The following is an 18,654-nucleotide window of genomic DNA, read 5'->3' as shown; positions in this document are numbered from 1 at the left end:
TTATTTTTATACATCTATTAAATTTGAAAACATTTTATTATTCCATGTAATAAATGGGAGCATACTAAAAATAATGATCTTACTTTGCTAATTCTCTCTGTCCTATAAACTCCGTAAGTCATTCTAATGGAGTTAAAACGCCTCCTTGACTTACCATTAATACTTTTTCTATATGTTATTAATGGTTCTCTTAAACAAAATGCAAGACCATGATCTTTTAATACTTCTAGCCAATTTATATAATCTTCATGGTATTCATCGTTCCTCATTGGATGCTCACAAGCTATTTTTTTAGCAAGCATAACTGATGAACATGATATGCTATTATGATGTAATAATGTATTATAATTTACTACTTGCTTGGAAGGAATAATTGTTTTAATATATAAACCTGATGAATTAACAATTTTTCTTCCTGTAAAACAAATCACATACTTATTTGTATCCATAATTTCCATCTGTTTTTTTAATTTATCAGGACTCCACCAATCATCAGCATCTAAAAATGCAATGAAACGTCCTTTTGCTAGTCCTACCCCTTTATTTCTGCTTGCAGCTACCCCAAGGTTAATCTCATTCTTAACATATATAAAATTATCCATTTTAAGATATTTCTCTATCACTTGTTCAAGGTTATCCTGCGAGCAATCATTTATAACTATTATTTCTAATGGTATATCTTGTATAAGTACTGATTCAATAGCTTGTTCAATATAAAGGCTATTATTATAAACAGGTATTATAACTGAAACAATTGGATTAATATATACCACCTCCAATTTAATATACATTTTCGCATTATTCATTATTTATAAGGAAGTAGATTAAGTAACTTAATGTGTTTATATTAGCGATTTATCATAATAAAAATCACCAAATATTTTTTGAAAAATGCCTCCCTTTTTTTTAACCAGTATGCTTATTATCCAATTAGCACACTGAGTACGTCTTGTTTTCTTACCTAAATCTTTTCTAATTCCTTCTATTAATTCACAAGTATCTACGAAACTATCGTTTTGAGGGTAAAAAACACCTTTTGATTCATTAACTACGACGTTTACTAAAAATTCGCATAAATTTTCGATAGATACCATACTTCTTATATTATGATAATTGGGTATTAAAAATAGATATTTAGCCAGTTTAACAAGCCTTGCATAATTGCCTTTGCACCCTTTACCGTAAACCATTGGTGTTCTTAAAACTACTACTTTAAAATCTTTATCTTGTGATTTTAAGATTTCATTCTCTGCTGCCAATTTAGTTTTTCCATACAATGAAATCGGTCTAGGAATAGTATCGCTTGTTATACATCCACTTATATTACCATAAACAGCAGCCGAACTCATAAAAACAAACTGGTGTACACCACTTTTCTTTGCTTTCTGGGCAGAATTAACAGCCAACTGATAATTTACTTTCTCATACATTTTCATCATACACTTTTTTTCTCTTTTATGTACAATTGCAGATAAATGTAAAATCACATCATACTGGGCAAAATCTATATTTTCCCACTCGCCATTTGAGGCACTGACCATTTCTACTTTCAGCAATAGTTTATAATTATTATCTACAAATTTTTTAAAACATTTACCAATATAGCTATTAGCTCCAATTACTAATATTTTTTTCATTATAGTCAAATCCTTTAATTAGACATACAGTAACTTCATAGTTAAATCTAAATTATAAAACCTTTACAATTAAGATTGAGTTACATTACAATTCTATTGTTTCTTGCATACTAATAATTCTACTCTCAATTCTGTTAACTTAAATAATCAATACCGTTTTCATACTTACTTTCCGTTCCACCTTCCAACGCACCTTCTCTTACTCCTTCATGCTTTACAACGCAAACAACCGTTTTTGACATACAGGTCAAATCAAAAAGAAAACTCATTTTTTGTATATATTCACTATCATAACGAACTTTAAGTGGTATTGGTACTTCATCCCTTCCGTTAATCTGTGCCCAGCCTGTTAAGCCTGGCCTCACATCATTTGCCCCATACCGATCTCTTTCTTTAATAAGATCAAATTGATTCCATAAAGCCGGCCTCGGACCAACTAATGACATATCCCCTTTCAGTATATTAACTAATTGCGGTAATTCATCAAGACTTGTCTTTCTTAGTAGTTTACCGATTCTAGTTATATATTGGTCCGGATTTTCAAGCAGATGAGTCGGTACATCTTTTGGTGCCGCAGATGACATGGTCCGAAACTTTAATATGTAAAATTCTTTTTTATTCTTTCCTACTCTTTTTTGTCGGTACAATACTTTGCCCTTTGATGTAATTTTAATCAGTAATGATATCATTAAAATAATCCCCGCTAAAATAATAAGTGATAGAAAGGCAATCATAATATCCAATATTCTTTTTATAATTTTATTATACATTGATATCTCTTCCTGTCTAATTATTACTTTTATTATAATGAATAGGTCTTGAGAATACAAGCTTTTTTGTCCTTTGCTTATAATTAGAATTAAAAGTAAGCATTTCAGACCTATTTACATCAAATCTTAATATTATTTATATAATTCTTGATTTGTACAGCAAAAAGTTTTTGTATCCATTCAAGAACCACATTTTCATTCTATGTAGTTGTATAATCTATATTATTAATAAATCTTGATTTGTATCAAAGCAATTCAAGCCTATGCCTCATTAGAATAATAAAAATAAAAATTAAAATCACCTAATTCTACTCTTTACCTTGTCAATTACCAGAATAAGTATTAAAATACTCCTGTACTATAAATTCACCCTAATAATGTATTTTTTATACTTAAGGAGTCCCCTATGGCAAACAAATCAACCAGTAAAACAAAATCAAAACAACATTCGTATACCTCTCAAAGCAGTAAATATCTTGTTATACCTATCATCTTAATACTCGCTGTTTTACCATTAATTATGCATTATCACCTTGATAACCCTGATATATCTTCTTATTCATGGGCATCGCAGAACTCTTCCACCTTAGATTTCTTCCTTCATTACAAGCAGATATTTTTTCTTATAATATCGGCGGTGATGTTAGTATTGATTATACTAAACATAAAAAAATCTAACAGTAACTTTAAGGACTTAAAATTATTTATTCCCTTATTATTATTAGGGGTTTTAAATTTACTCTCAACTATAACTTCTGAAACTGCCAAGTATGGTTACTGGGGTATATTTGATCAGTTTGAATCCGTTTTTACACTAATAAGCTACAGCCTGATAGTAATTTATTGTTATCTTTACATAAAAAAAGAAGAAGATCTAGCCTACTTACTTCACTATTTTATGATAGGCGTTTTAGTTATAGTATTTATCGGGTCACTACAAGCTATTGGACATGATTTTCTAGCAACAGAGATTGGAAAAAAACTTTATCTTCCAAGAACTCAATGGAGTAATTTAGCTGGATATACCATGTCATTTGGTAAAAATCGTACATATATGACTCTATTTAATCCTAACTATGTCGGAGTATATGTATCCATGCTCATTCCTTTTATTTTATGTCTCCTTATAACTGAGAAGACAAAAAAAGCACTGGCACTATATAGTACTATATTATTAGGATTGATTATATCACTGTTAGGTTCTGAATCCAAAACATCCATTATATGTATAATTGCTACCATTCCGTTTTTATTATTCTTCTTTCGTGCTAAAATCTTTACTAATAAAAAAATAAGTATGATTACTACTGGTTTTCTTTTAGTTGGAATATTGATTATTTCACTAACTAATTTTAGTTTTATTAAGAACACATTTCAAAGCTTTACAAATATCACAAAGTCTACGCCTAATTTAACTGATATCAAGACAGATAAACTACTTACTATTACTTATAAAGGCAATAACTTGAACATTGATATAAAGCTTGAAGACACCAATTATAACACTTACTTCTATGATGAGAAAGAAAGCATACTAGCAAGTCATAAAGATGAATCCGGACAACTTATTATTGATGATGAGCGCTTTCAAGGTATTACTGCTGCAATAGGATATGCAGATAGCTTAGCAGTACTACAGTTATCGATAGATGGTACAGACTGGAATTTTACCAATCAATTAGGAGATGATACATTCTACTATATTAATAAGTATGGTAAATTGGATAAAATAGTACAAGCTGATTCTGCAATATTTACAGGTTATGAAAATTATGCCTCTGGAAGGGGTTATATTTGGTCAAGGTCTATCCCCTTGTTAAAAGACCGTATTATACTGGGTGAAGGTGCTAATTCATACGTTTTTGCATTTCCTCAGCAAGATTACGTTAATCTTTACAATTCAGGGTTTGGAGATGAGCTTTTAACAAAACCTCATAGCTTTTATTTACAATTAGGCATTCAATCCGGACTGTTAGCTTTGATATCTTTTCTCGTATTCTATATAATTTATTTTGTATGGAGCATTCGCTTATATAAGAATATTGTTTCCTATACATTATTTACACGTACCGGTATTGCTTCTTTTATTGCAACCATAGGATTTATGTTGGCAGGTATTACAAACGACTCCTCTATGGCTGTTTCTCCGGTATTTTGGTCCTTGCTCGGTATCGGTATAGCGTGTAATGCATACAATGCTTCTCAAATACCTAATAGCACAAAAGGAAAATAACAAGCAGCACTAAAAAGCTCCAGTAGATGTAAACTTACTGGAGCTTTATATATTCATTCTTAACTATTTCGTCTTCTCTTCATAAATGGCACTTACTTCATCAATAGTACCATTTGCTATTAATTGCCCCTTTTCCAACAGAATAGCCTTATTGCATATTTTCTTAACCTGCGCAAGGGAATGAGATACAAATAACACTGTAACCCCTTTATCAAACATACTCTGTATCTTTGCTTCACATTTCTTTTTAAACTTCGCATCACCTACTGACAATACTTCGTCCAATATCAAAACATCCGGCTCCACAATAGTAGCAATTGAAAAACCAAGCCTTGATTTCATACCGGAGGAATAATTCTTAAGTGGTACTTTTATAAACTCACCTAATTCAGAGAACTCCACGATTTCATTAAATTTTTCATTAATAAAATCCCTGTGATACCCCAAAACAGATCCATAAAGATATATATTCTCAATACCTGTATATTCACCTTCAAAACCGGCTCCAAGCTCTAACAAAGGGGCTATCTTCCCTTTAACATTAACATTGCCCTCTGTAGGCTTCTGAACACCTGCTATTATTTTAAGCAGAGTACTTTTACCGGCACCATTAAGCCCTAAAATTCCAAGGCGGTCTCCTTTTTCAATAGACAGGTCAACATCTTTTAAGGCCCAGAACTCTTTATACTTTAATTCCTTTTTTACAAGCTTAATAAAATATTCCTTTAAACTGTCAACCTTTTGAGTAGACATATTATATTTCATACTGACATGATTGACTTCTACCGCTGTTTTAGCCATATTTCCTCTTTCCCATATACCAAATAAGGAATCTGATATACGTTTATAACTGGTTGTAGTTTTTCTCTTATCATATTTTCACTGCAACTTCTACCATTAAACATGTAATATAAATTCATCCTGCTTTTTATAAAACATGAGTAACCCGACAATCATAAATCCAGCAGTGTAAAGTAAGGATAACCCTAACGCTCTTGTATCCAATGCCTGTCCAAAGATTGCATTTCGAAAATTCACTACAACGGAATATAGCGGATTTATATCAAGCAGCCAGCCATATCCTGCCTTGATAATTCTCTCAGGCTTATAAAATATTGCTGATGTATACATAATAAGCATCATTACAACCGACCAGATATATTCCAGATCTCTAAAAAACACCGAGAGTGTCGCTAATATTAGTCCTAAGCCATAACACATAACCGGTAAGATCAATAATGGTATGACAGCTTGGAACAGATAAAAACTAGGCTCAACTCTTAGTACAATACTAACTATAAACAATATAAGCAAAGATATCAGGAATGTTATATAATCGCTTAATATACATGATAAAGGATACATATATTTTGGTACATATACCTTCTTAATCATACCACTATTGGATCGAATCGACTTCATTGAGGTCTTCGTACTATTTGAGAAAAAAGAATACATTAACCGTCCTGACAGTATGTAGACGGGAAAGGTCCTGTCAGTGTTTCCAAACAGCGTACCAAATACGAGCGTTAAAACCATCATTGTTAATAAAGGTTCAATCAAAGTCCAAACTACACCCAGATAGGATCTTCTATATTTTAAGGTTACTCCTTTTTTAACAAGTTCCGCTAATAAAAATCTATATTTTGCAAAATTACTGAAATACTTTTTCAATTTACCACCTGTTTTCTTTCTTACTATATTCGTTGAATATATAGCCATCATATAGGTGTAATACTCTATACTCTTTCCTTAATATTACACCTACATGTTAAACTAATGGTTAATTCAATTTTTATTATAAATTATTAAAGTCAAGCTCAAATACCATTCTATCTATTTCTGATTTTAGGATTAAACCTGTGTCTTACAAATCAGCTCTTATGATAAAATGCTCAACTTATTATTTATATTGATTTATTTCTTTTTTTTCTTCTTCTTTAAATGATTATAGGACTGCAGCAAGCTGTCAATTTCTACATCATCAATCTGGGACATAAGCTGATTTCGCTTTAGAACCAGATTCATGGGTTTTTTATGATTAGCGTTATAGGCTTTCTCATAAGTACTTTCTTTTAGTACCAGCTGCTCCTTAAAGTGTTCAAAGAATTCTGATCCCTTGGAATTATTCAGCTTAATAATGGATACACCTCTTTGGTCCATCATTTCAGGATGCTCATTTTCAATACCCCAATAGTCACCTATGGTAATATCACCGACACTTCCCTTTAATCCTGCAAATTCACAGGTGTAGCAGCACGGCCTCTGAATATTATTGCTTAAGAAAGCTCTATTAAAGTTGTTGCTGGCTGCCGGCTCTAATAATACCTCACCAGATTCAAATTTAACCAGTATATAAGGTTTACTCCAACCTCTTATTTTATTTCTGAATTGAAAATCGATTACCTTTGAGTGATAACGATTCTCCAGGTAGTTAATATACTTTTCAAATACTTTTGGTGAAGGAACACCATGGCAGATAATATCCACTGTATACAGATTCGTGTAATCTTTACCCAGATAAGTCTTTAAACCTGCTATCTGACATGGATTACCGGTAAATAATACAACCGTTCCGGCTTCAAGTAATTTCTTTACTCTTGGCTTCACATTTTCACTGTCAGGTGCAACATATTTTGAACCGCAAAAAGCTCTGCAGCCTTCTTCTGTATCTGCAATGTCATATATGACTCTCATATTTTCATCATATCGAACACCTACTACCTTACCCCCTATAGAAAGTATATATCGATACATAGGTATAAACATACCTCCGCTGGTACTTTCAGTATGAATATCTTCTGTCTTATGATAGGAGGCATAAACTACCGGGTAATTTTCAACCGGTTCTTCTTTTTCAAACTTTCGGTAAATACATACTTTTCTGCAAAGATTACAATGTATACATTTATCTTCATCGATCTTGGGATACCAAAAGCCTTCTTTGTCCGATACCATAGTAATTGCTGAAACCGGACATATATCCTTACAGGCCTTACATCCATAACAGGAATAAACATCCTTGGAATCAAAGTACTTATCCTCGTCTTTAACAGGCTCATTAGTGGTTTTCTCACCTGCAAGAGACCTACTCAAATAGTCTATTGATGTCTTTCTAAGTTCAACTTTAAGCTTCTCAACCTGATTATAATCGATGGATAGCTCATCTAAATCATTTGGCAGGTCTTTTGTAAATTCAATCAAATGATTTCCCGTACCTAATGTATCCAATAAGTGTCTCATTCTTTCAGGATTTTGAAAATGAGGTATTGTTATAAAATTCTTTTGGTACATAATTGAGAACACTGTAGCATGAAATGAATTTGTTACAACATATTCCGCATTTGCAATATAACCCAGGAACTCTTTCGGACCACCAGAAGTGAATTTATGCAATTCATTGGTAAAGTTATAATCTGATCGGTTATGAACAATAGGTAATCCAAGTCTTTGAGATATTTCTTCTGCCATTGCATTTAACCGCTTGTCTACTTTCGTTATATGAACATTATGCACATATATATATTTAGCTTTTGTCTTAGGATCATTCTTTAGCTGGTCATATCTTTCTCTGTCAAGAAGAAGGGTTGGATCAAGTACAACCGAAATCTCCTTCTTCGTTAATTTTTCAATCGCCTCCTTTGCCTTTTCCTCTCTAACAGATATATAGTCAAATAGCCTCAGATATCTGGAAAACAGTGTATGTTCAACTTCCGGAATAAAATCTTTTCCAATACTGGCAGCATAAGAAATCCTCTTTATCTTCTCTTTTCCAAATGCCAGAAAATAAGCGGGATTAATACCTTTTGTAAGTGAACCATTCCAAATCTGATCGCTACCTGCAATCATAACATCAAAATCAAAATTTGCTTTATTTAATTCACCAAAAACTGAATATGCTTTTGTAGTATTTAATGTATTATTTATAAAATGCTCAAATTTACGAAATCTCTTCACCTTATCCGGTTCCGTCTTAAACTTCTTTAAATATTGAAGCATGTGAACTACTTTATTTAATTTATAGCTTTTAAAAGTTTTTCTGGGCACATATAAACGGTACAGATTATCAGTAGCTGGCAATCTGTAGTTTATAATGCTGACATCATGTCCTTCACCTTTTAAATACTCCTGCAACGCCCAAGCCTGTAATACAGCACCATGATTATGGGCGCTGTTAAAGGTAATAATACCTATCTTCATACACTCACCATTCTTATCACAATTGATATAATAGGATATTCCAATATATTGACTGGTAACTATCTATGATTAAATTGTGGCTTTCCTTTCCTAAATTATTCAAAAAGACTTTCAAACTGATTGATTGCACGTTTATTATAAGCGTTATAATCAACATTCATTGCTTTAATTTCGCCTTTCATATAACGTACCATACCTTTTTTCAAGCCTTTTTCACTCTTTTCTACAAGGCAGCCATTGAACTCTCTTAAAAAGCCCTGAGGTCCTCTTACATCTGTAGACATAGTAGGTATACCTAGCGCATCTGCTTCTAATAACGTAAGACCTAGTCCTTCATAATGTGAAGATAAAATAAAGAAATCACATTTGTTCAATACCGGCATAGGGTTCTTCATTGATTTTATGATAATTATATTTGCTTCTGATTCTTTGGCATAATCTAATGTTTCCTTATAAAGGACACCATGTCCGCCAATTATTATCAGATAAGTATCGGGATAATCCCTGGAAAATTCTTCATATGCCTTCATAAGCATCATATGCCCTTTCTCCGGTGAAAATCTTCCTATAGTGATAAACTTCTTGGCATCGCTGTTTAATACATCTTCTAACTCCACCTGTGGAATATTGCACTTAGTATCTGCATCAAAAATCAGAGGCTGGTTCGCTTTACTTCTAACTTCAAGATGTGCATGACAATTATTAACTACTACTATATTATCCTGCTTTTCGCTGATTTTAACCGTAGGTGGAACAATGTCCTGGGTAACTACTGCAACTTTATCATACTTTTGATATGCTGAACGAAGAGTCAGGTAATGCTGGTTACCCCTTGTTTTCATCTCAGCTATCATATCATTATGCACATAAATAACCTTCGGTCCTTCAAATCGTTGGAACAAATTCGTTACTTTATGATCATAACCTGCAAACTGAATCAGTGAATCAATTTTAATTCTACCAAATTGCTTTATAAACTCTCGTTTATATAATCTATCAAGATATTTTTGAACAAACTTATTATCTTTGTTCTTCTTAAAATATAGAACAAAGGCTATAGCTTCCATTATAGTGTAAGCAGCTCCGCTGCTCATTGGAAGAATACCAACCTTATCAGGAATCTGTGATACTCTGGTCGGTGTCTTCTTAAGGGCTGCTTCATTAAAAGTTACGTAATAATTTCTCTTTTCTATATCTATATTATTAAAAAGATTCAGTAGTGAGGAAGTTAAACCGTTCTTCGCTAATGCTGAACCAAACATCACCACATTTTCTTTACCATTCTTTTTGAGTTTTTCTTCCTTACAGACTTTTTCTCCTTTGACCACGTGTTTACAGATACGTTCTGCTGCACCAGCTCTGTCATAGGTACAATATTCCTTTAGAAAAGCTGTATCATCGTAATTCTTGGGAGCGTTTAATTCTTTTAACAATCCCTCGACTGTTTTAACCATAGGGAATGGGAATTCATTCAGAGGTACATAGATACCTCTTTCTTCTAAATAATCTGTTTCATCGTATGCAAACAAAATAATTTTATTTCCACTGTTGGCATAATCAAAGAAAACACTGGAGTAATCAGTAACCAGGCAATCACATATATTCATAAATTCATAGGAATCATATTGATCCGGATAAGGTTTTATATGAACATAATTACTATAATTCATATTTCTGCTTACAAAAGGGTGTAATTTTACATAGAATACCTGATTATCCGTAAGGTGCTTGTCCAAGTCTCTCAGATAATAATCCGTAATAGCTAATAAATGATCTGTATTCTTGCTGGTAACTGTTCCTCTCCAGGTAGGCATATAAATGTAAACCTGCTTGCCATGAAGTCCCAATTCCTCTTTTATATTCTGACCGATTTCTTTGTTAAAAAATATCGAATTTCTGGGGTATCCTTCATTGAGAATAGTGCCATCATATATCCCTTCCAGAAGATATGCATCAACCATCTTCTTTTTCATAAACTCATTGGGATATACCAAATAGTCTGAGAATAGAAAGTTTCTTTGAACATTACCAATAGCATATGCTCTATTATCTACGTCTCTACCCATTTTCTTTAAAGGAGTACCATGCCAAGTATTCGTAATAATCTGGCCTTCCTTTTTTATAAAGCTTCTATTAAAAGTTGTATCAGTAAATAAGTATTTAGCAGTTGCTAAATACTTATAATATGCGTAAGAATTTGTTCGTACTAATTTTACATTTTTAATCCCGTAGTTGGACAACTGATTCTGTATACTCTCTTTTTTCTTATTTAAAACAGATAAGACTACCTTATAATCCGAATAAACTTCCGTCCTTAATTCACGTAGTATATGGAACATGTTTCCTGCTAAATCGCTGCCGTTTTTTGATTCTATTAATATAAGGCGATTGTTTATTTTTCCATTATAAAAACAGTTGGAATAATAGGAATTTAATAAGATACCTTTGCTTCTCTTCCATATAGACTTGAGTTTCATAGAATGTATTTTCTCTCCTTTAGAGGCATATAATTATTATTTACTAATTTATAACTAAATTGAATTTTATCATATATAATTTTAATATGCAATATTTATTAAGGATTCTTAAGGAGTATATGCCAGATTACACTGTAACGCAAAATATCCCTGCCAATTCATTTGAACTGGCAGGGATATTTTTATATTAAATAATGATAGTCAACTATTATTATTTAACTTTTACTGACTGACCAATAGTTACAACAACATCGAAAGATAAGCTTCCAACTTTCTGTGTTACAGTAACCTTGTCAAGGTATACATCAGAACCGGATACGATTGTACCAGTAACTGTCTTAAATACAGTATTTTTGATTGTTGAAGTTATGTTGTTTCCATCAGCATCTTTGATTGTTAATACATCTTTTGCAATATCATCAGCTGTAAGTTTTTCTGTAACAACTTTATCTACAGAGAAACCAGGTACAACCTGAGTATCATTAATTACAAAATACTGTGTAAAATCTTTGGAATTATAAGTTACTACAACTTTGTAAGTTCCCTTATCTGCTTTAGTAACTGTTACACCGTCAGTTGTAAGACCGTTGAATGTAGCAACACCATCAGCATTAGGTGTAAGAGTTAATGTAGCACCACCAACAGCACCAGGAGTTGTAACTTTTACAGTAGCAGATGTTACATAATCATAAAGTGCACCGTTGTTGTAACGAGCAAGTTTGATTGTTAAGTCCTTATCAGCAACTGCAGTAGTTGAAGTAATCTTAGTATCAAGTGAATTTGTTGATAATACTAACTGTGTTCCTAATGTTGAAGGATCAGCTACGGAAGCAGTCTTAGCATCAAGTACTGTTACATTAAATGCTACAGGTTTTCCATTAACTGTTGCTACAAAGCTGTATGTTCCAGCAACAGCATTTGTTGCAGTAACGGTAATCTTATCACCAGCCCAAGTAGCTATAGGATTAACAGCAGTTTTTGTTGATTTCTGCTCTACATCTGTTACAGTAGTTGCAGCAAGGTTTGAACCATACTGATCTTTAGCTGTAGCAGTGATTACTACAGTATCAACTACTTTATCAGTGTTGGAGATTGTTACAGCTGTTTTGTCTAACTCTGCAGAAGAAGCATCTCTTTTAGCAACAACTGTTACAGGAAGAGTAAAGCTTGTTTTTCCAGTAGTAGCGATAACATAAGTTGTTCCTTCTTTAACAGCTGTTAAAGAACCGTCTGAACCAACTAATAAGTAGTTAGCATCAGCTGCTTTGTAAGTAATCTTATCAGCAGTTACATATTTGTCAGCGGAATCTTTAACGTGTAAGTAGATTTTCTTTCCTGTATCGCCGATAGCTATAGTTGTAACAGCATCTTTGGACCAGTCAACAGAAGCACCGGAAATTGTGTATTTCTCATAGTTTCCAATTGTAATTTCTGTAGGATCTACAGCTACGATTGTTCCCTTAGCAACAACAGTCTTTTCAGCGTTGTTCTCATATTTCCAAGTGTGGTATGTTACAGTTACAGTTGCAGTATTTCCTTTAGCAAAAAGGTTAACTTTTGCACTTGTACCGCTTCCGATGATATAACCACCTGTTGTATCGATAGCAACAGCAACTCTGCTAGAGTCAACGTTAGTTAACTGAATTCCATTAGCATCAAGGAAGTTGTATTCGATAGCTGAGTCAGTTCCGAAAGCCACCTGAGTAGTTTTGATAACGATAGAAGCTACTTCACCAACACTTGCAGTGAATTTATGCTCTTTCTCAGCGTATGTTAATTTGTACTCAGCTTTGTCTGTTAAAGGTAAATATGTTACAGCAGTAACAACTTTGCCATCAGCAGAGAATTTTAATTCTTTAATTGCCTGAACAGCATTGTTAGCAGCATTCTTAAGAACTAAATCAGAAGCTTTGATTGTATCTTTAGTCATAGCTTTGTTAAAAGTTAAGTCTAAGGAAACATCAGATACCTGCTTAACAGAAGTCACACCAACAGGTACAGTAACTTTGATTGTATCAACCTTGTTCTTTGTACTCTTGTTAGAAGTGCTCTTTGTAGCTTTAGCGTAAACAGTAATAGTAGCTTCACCAGCTTCTTTACCAGTTACAACACCACCAGTTAAACCAACTGTAGCAACAGCTTTATCGCTGGATACATAGTTGATAACGTCTGTGGAGTTAGAAGGTGTTAATGTTGCAGCTAATTTCTTTGTCTCGCCTGTAGCTAATGTGAAATCATCACCAGCTTCAACGCTTGTCGCACGAAGATTAACTGTAAGAGTTTTCTTGAAAGTGTTAAGAACCTTTCCACTCTTCTTATCTGTAGCTGTAGCTGTGATAGTTACACTACCAGGAGCTTTTGCTGTAACAACACCAGTTGTAGCAGTGATTGTTGCAATTTTTGTATTACTTGATTTCCAAGTATACTTTACTCCAGATTTGATTGTGCTTAAGCTGTAATCAACTTTGGAGCCACCAACATATAATACTGTCGGTGCTGCTGCGCCGCCCTGCTTTACAATTTTAGTAGCTGTAGCAGCCTGTGCAGAGATTCCTGCAGGACTGAAACTTGCTACTACTAATGCAAGAGCAAGAGCAGAAGCTAATTTCTTTTTAAAGAAATTTTTCTTCATATTCTTTCTTCCTCCTTAAAATATAGGTTGGTTTGGTATTATATTTTTCAATATAATCATTCCAATAACAAGACGATTATAACAATAATTAGATAAAAGGTCAAGTCCTTTTAGCTATAATTTTACTTTTATGTAACCCCGTACATTAGGCTTAAAAACTGGGTTTTGCCTTAATTTTGACACATTCCAGGGAACCCTGAAATTTACTCTTCGTCTTTCTGTTAAGGATTATTTTCCCACTTAAGCACTTGGCTACTTTCCATATCTTGTTATACCTTTATGGTTTGATTATACCAAAGTTCCGGATGCAAACTCTAGTTGAAGTTTTGTGTCTCGTGAACTCTAGGTATATAATGCACTTTGTTTATGTCAATTTTATGTCATGCATTTGTCACAAATGGCTTTTTTTCAGGTGTTTTCATGTTCTTGCCAGCTTTTATAGATTCATGCATTTGAGGAAAAATATAGAAAATGCCGCAGATTTAATTTTATGTTCTGCAGCATTTTCTATCTTATATGAACAATTGAATGGTTTGGCACAGTACTATTTTTACAAGATATCTATTGGCTACAGCCTTAATCATCAAACAGATCAATTCCGTATCCTTTCAAAATAATCTATGTCTCTTCACACCAAATAATAATATATAACACAAAATATAAATTAACAAAGCCGTTTATTTAAGCCATAATGATTCTAAAGCAAACAAATGTTGTGTTGAGTAAATTATATATCGTTACATTTAATTCAATATTCCCTCAACCACTTTCTGCATCTCCTCCGTCTTACACACCCTGTCATGAAGCACTTTGGCACTTCTGATTTCCTCGATGGCTGCCGGTACATTTACACCGGAGATTCTGCTAAGCTCATCCAACAATTCAAAATCTCCCAGACTGCCATACTTCGGATCTATGGCTTCCATAACACTTCTGGTAAATTTATAAGGGCTTGCAGTGGAGGCGATGATAACCTTTGTATTATCTGAACTCTCTTCCTGATATCTCTCATATACAGAAGCGCCTACTGCTGTATGGGTATCCAGTACATAACCTGTCTTCTCATAAACTGCCTTGATCGTCTCCGCGGTCTGAGCCTCTGTAGCAAAGCCACCGGTAATACCGTCCATATTCACTTTCATTTCCGGTGTTATTACATATTCTCCTTCTTTAGACAAGCCATTCATGAGCGCTAATGTCTTCTCACTATCTCTTCCTGCTGCCAGGTAGAGCAATCTTTCCAGGTTGCTGGAGATTAAGATATCCATGGAAGGTGAAGAAGTAAGGATGAATTCTCTCTTACGGTTATATATCCCCGTATCAAAGAAATCAAACAACACCTTATTCTCATTGGAGGCACACACCAGTTTATTTAGTGGCACTCCCATCTCTTTTGCAAAATATGCCGCTAAGATATTCCCAAAGTTACCGGTAGGCACCGACACATTAATTTTCTCACCTTCTGCAATAACGCCTTTCCTTAACAGACTGGCATAGGCATATACATAATAAACAATCTGAGGAACCAAACGGCCGATGTTGATGGAATTAGCAGAAGAAAACACATATCCTTTTGCTTTCAGGCTGTCTGCCAGCGCTTTATTATTAAACATTGCCTTTACGCCATTCTGCGCATCATCAAAGTTTCCGTCGATTCCGACAACATAGGTATTGTCTCCTTTCTGGGTAACCATCTGCTTCTCCTGAATTGGACTGACACCATCCTTGGGATAAAATACTATGATTTTTGTTCCGGGGACTTCAGCAAACCCTGCAAGGGCCGCTTTACCCGTATCTCCTGAGGTTGCGGTCAGTATTACAATTTCATCCGTCACCTGATTCTTTTTTGCGGCTGTGGTCAGAAGATGCGGCAGAATGGATAAGGCCATATCTTTAAACGCAATGGTGGAGCCATGAAAGAGCTCCAGGTAATAGAACCCGCCAGCTTCCTTTAACGGTGCAATTTCAGTTGTATCAAATTTCTCATCATAAGCTTTGCTTATACAGCTTTTTAGTTCTTCTTCCGTAAAATCAGTAAAGTATAATTTCATTACTTCATAAGCAGTCTGCTGATAGGTCATGTTACTAAGTTCCTCTAAAGAAACTTTTAGTGCCGGTATGCTTTCAGGTACAAACAAACCACCGTCCTCAGCCAGTCCTTTCAAGATTGCCTGAGATGCCGTAATAGGAGCCGTGTTGCTGCGAGTGCTTTGATACAAAAGATTCATAGTTTTCCTCCATCTGTGCATTTATATTATTCAAATACTTAGCCTGTGATACAGTAAGTAATTTTATCGTAATAAAAATTTATGATTACAATTATAGGTTGAACCTATAAGAACCAGTCAAATACGTAATTATCATATATTCATAACTATCATATACTAATTGATGTTTAAGTTTAAGTATGCAATATAAAAATTTCATTATAAACTCTTATTTTCGTTGTATTATATCATTTAAAGCACTGATGTACAATACCTTACTAAAGTAAAATAACGGTATAAATTGACGGACGCAAAAAAAGACACCCAGAAAAGTGTATCATCACTTTCCTGAGTGTCCTCTTTTTCTCCTGTTCTATTGGTTGAATCCCGTACACCTATTCCTGCAATACACCACTAAGTTTTATCACTTATCAGCATAAAACTTACGAACTGATGTCACGGTTATTCAATTATTTGAAGAACTCATGCCCTCCGTGCTTGAACAGGTATGTTAGATGGCGGTCAAACCAGCTCATGCTGTTTTTATCGGCTCTTATTCTCGCCGAGAAATACAGCGCCCCTTGGGAGTAGTCTTCTCCCTGCAGTACACGATTGACTGCTTTTTTGGTACTTTCCGATATTTTAACGGAATAATATCTTCCGTCTTTTATCGGCGAAAACTGATAGGTGCTGCCGCTTTTTTGAAATACAACGGCCTTTACCGAATCAGGGAAATCCTTATTTTTAACTCTATTCAGGATGACGTTTGCGACCAACATCTTTCCTTTTATGTCCTCACCTGTTGCTTCAGCTTCAACGATTCTTTGAAGAACTCCAGTATCTTCTTCATTTAATTTGATTTTGCTTTCTGTTTTCTTTGCAGTATCTTTAATGGTTTTCTCTTTGGTTGAACTACTATCAACCTTACTTTTTGCAGCTGCCTGTACTGCTTTTTTCGAACTAGTGTCTTTTGTCTTTGTTACGCTTGCATCTATTTCTTTCTTCGCTGCTGCAGCTTTTTTTACCGCAGTTGTTTTCTCGGTCTCTGTTTTCTTATCAGTATTCTCAGTTTTTACTGCTTCCTTTACGGAAGCTGTATCCATACTCTCTGCCTCATCGTCCGATGCCGCATTCTTTACTCCATTACTTGCTTCAGCTGTTTTCTTTTCAGCTGCTGCCATTATCTCCGTAAAGCTGCTTAGGTTGTCCGAGTTTTTTTCTGCCTGTAAACTGATTATATCTTCCTCTGTCAACAGATTTAAGTTGGTTGTTATACTTAATTTCGATGCAAGGCTATTTTCTGCCGCTTTTATTTCTTCTGCCATTAATAATTTGTCTGCTGTAATATCAGAATCGTTTTTTGCTGTTTTGGTTATCATGCTCTGCATGAAGGAAACATAAGGATTTACGTACTGGGTACCATAGGCTTCTAAACCGCCTTGTACAATGTACCCCTTAAAATATATAGGATTCATTCGTACAATTGCTTCTATCGCTGTTTCTTCGCCTACCTCTTCTGACTCCTTATTGGAATTTCCCGATGTATAAACAGGAGCTTCCGTTCTGCTGGAGTGTTCGTAGATAGTATCCGGGCTCAATATCAGTAAGCATGAAAGGGCAGCATAAAGTACTACTGCTGTGATTCCCGCTTTACTTCTGCCGGAGAGTGGTAACATATCTTTTACCGGCTTAAGAGCCCTTTGAAGAAACGAGTGTATTTTTAGCATATATACATCCTCTTTTCTTTTTTGATCTTATTCCAATAAAATATCGCCTTTGTTATTCTATTGTCATAAATAGTCTGTGGACTGTTAACCGCTTAAAAGAATCACAGGCATTGTTTTCCGTTAAGAGGTTCTCATGAATTATATCATCTCGCCTTTTACTGTCAATAACTCTATGCAAACTTTGGAAGAAACGATAACCTTATTAAGGTTCATTTTCCCCTTAAGTATCTTTATGCATAATATGATTTTCTTTTAAGCATCTCCTTTTGTGCATTACGCACAAACATTTTTTAACTAAATATTAAGGAGTTATTAAATATTTTAAACCATTTTTGGCACATTATTCATGATCGACATGATTTTTTTCTATTTCGCACTCTAAAACCCTGTATTTTGTGGGTTTAGAGGCATGTATATTGTTACAATTGTGTTAACTTCATTAATATGTACGTAATATATTATCTATGGCTGATGTTTCTCCTATACCGCCCAATTATAGCTATTCAGGATATTCTTTACCTCCTCTCCGTTCTTTTACAATTTTCTATTTTGATAGAACAAACTTTCTCCTAAACACCGAACACTCGTACTACCTTTGCCTTATTGATTTTAGGAGTTTCTTCTTATACAATAAGTATAACGAGAAAGCTTATGTACACTTCTTATTATTTACCATTATTTAACTTTTATACATGAACGTCGGAGTATATTGAAATTATAATATCGGAATCAAAATGTTTCTTTGACAACCTGAAAATTCATAAGCGGCAA

At 34.0% G+C, this 18,654-nt stretch carries 11 protein-coding genes; 1 reads left to right on the top strand and 10 read right to left on the bottom strand.

The features are described from left to right. Positions 1-17: 17 nt before the first annotated feature. The 3 genes from R2R35_RS16800 to R2R35_RS16790 form a co-directional block, all read right to left on the bottom strand. Positions 18-791, bottom strand: a complete 774-nt coding sequence (locus R2R35_RS16800; RefSeq protein ID WP_317730986.1) for a glycosyltransferase family 2 protein — start codon at positions 789-791, stop codon at positions 18-20. A gap of 51 nt (positions 792-842) precedes the next feature. After that, complete coding sequence (locus tag R2R35_RS16795; protein ID WP_317730985.1) at positions 843-1,637, bottom strand: NAD-dependent epimerase/dehydratase family protein; 795 nt, start codon at positions 1,635-1,637, stop codon at positions 843-845. Positions 1,638-1,771: 134 nt separating this feature from the next. After that, positions 1,772-2,407 (bottom strand): sugar transferase, encoded by a 636-nt coding sequence (locus tag R2R35_RS16790; protein WP_317730984.1) that lies wholly within the window; start codon positions 2,405-2,407, stop codon positions 1,772-1,774. A gap of 406 nt (positions 2,408-2,813) precedes the next feature. Between R2R35_RS16790 and R2R35_RS16785 the strand changes: the two genes are divergently transcribed. Then, positions 2,814-4,640: an O-antigen ligase family protein gene (locus R2R35_RS16785; RefSeq protein WP_317730982.1), complete on the top strand. Its 1,827-nt coding sequence runs from the start codon at positions 2,814-2,816 to the stop codon at positions 4,638-4,640. A 63-nt stretch (positions 4,641-4,703) separates the two neighbouring features. Here the strand turns inward: R2R35_RS16785 and R2R35_RS16780 are convergent, their stop codons facing one another. The 7 genes from R2R35_RS16780 to R2R35_RS16750 form a co-directional block, all read right to left on the bottom strand. Then, positions 4,704-5,441: an ABC transporter ATP-binding protein gene (locus R2R35_RS16780; RefSeq protein WP_317730981.1), complete on the bottom strand. Its 738-nt coding sequence runs from the start codon at positions 5,439-5,441 to the stop codon at positions 4,704-4,706. 96 nt (positions 5,442-5,537) lie between these two features. After that, positions 5,538-6,314, bottom strand: a complete 777-nt coding sequence (locus R2R35_RS16775) for an ABC transporter permease (RefSeq protein WP_317730980.1) — start codon at positions 6,312-6,314, stop codon at positions 5,538-5,540. Between the two features lie 243 nt (positions 6,315-6,557). After that, the gene (locus tag R2R35_RS16770; RefSeq protein WP_317730979.1) at positions 6,558-8,840 is read right to left on the bottom strand and encodes a polysaccharide pyruvyl transferase family protein; all 2,283 of its coding nucleotides are present in this window, start codon (positions 8,838-8,840) and stop codon (positions 6,558-6,560) included. Positions 8,841-8,935: 95 nt separating this feature from the next. Further along, the gene (locus tag R2R35_RS16765; protein ID WP_317730978.1) at positions 8,936-11,317 is read right to left on the bottom strand and encodes a CDP-glycerol glycerophosphotransferase family protein; all 2,382 of its coding nucleotides are present in this window, start codon (positions 11,315-11,317) and stop codon (positions 8,936-8,938) included. A 211-nt stretch (positions 11,318-11,528) separates the two neighbouring features. Then, positions 11,529-13,949: an Ig-like domain-containing protein gene (locus R2R35_RS16760; protein WP_317730977.1), complete on the bottom strand. Its 2,421-nt coding sequence runs from the start codon at positions 13,947-13,949 to the stop codon at positions 11,529-11,531. Between the two features lie 743 nt (positions 13,950-14,692). Continuing rightward, positions 14,693-16,177, bottom strand: a complete 1,485-nt coding sequence (gene thrC, locus R2R35_RS16755) for a threonine synthase (protein WP_317730976.1) — start codon at positions 16,175-16,177, stop codon at positions 14,693-14,695. A 449-nt stretch (positions 16,178-16,626) separates the two neighbouring features. Beyond that, positions 16,627-17,883 carry a cell wall hydrolase gene (locus R2R35_RS16750; protein ID WP_317730975.1) on the bottom strand — a complete coding sequence of 419 codons (1,257 nt, stop codon included), beginning with the start codon at positions 17,881-17,883 and terminating at the stop codon, positions 16,627-16,629. Positions 17,884-18,654 lie beyond the last annotated feature (771 nt).

The organism is Anaerocolumna sp. AGMB13020 (genome assembly GCF_033100115.1).
GTDB lineage: Bacteria > Bacillota > Clostridia > Lachnospirales > Lachnospiraceae > Anaerocolumna.
The sequence above is the reverse complement of the archived record's forward strand: the minus strand, read 5'-3'. Positions and strand labels throughout refer to the sequence as shown.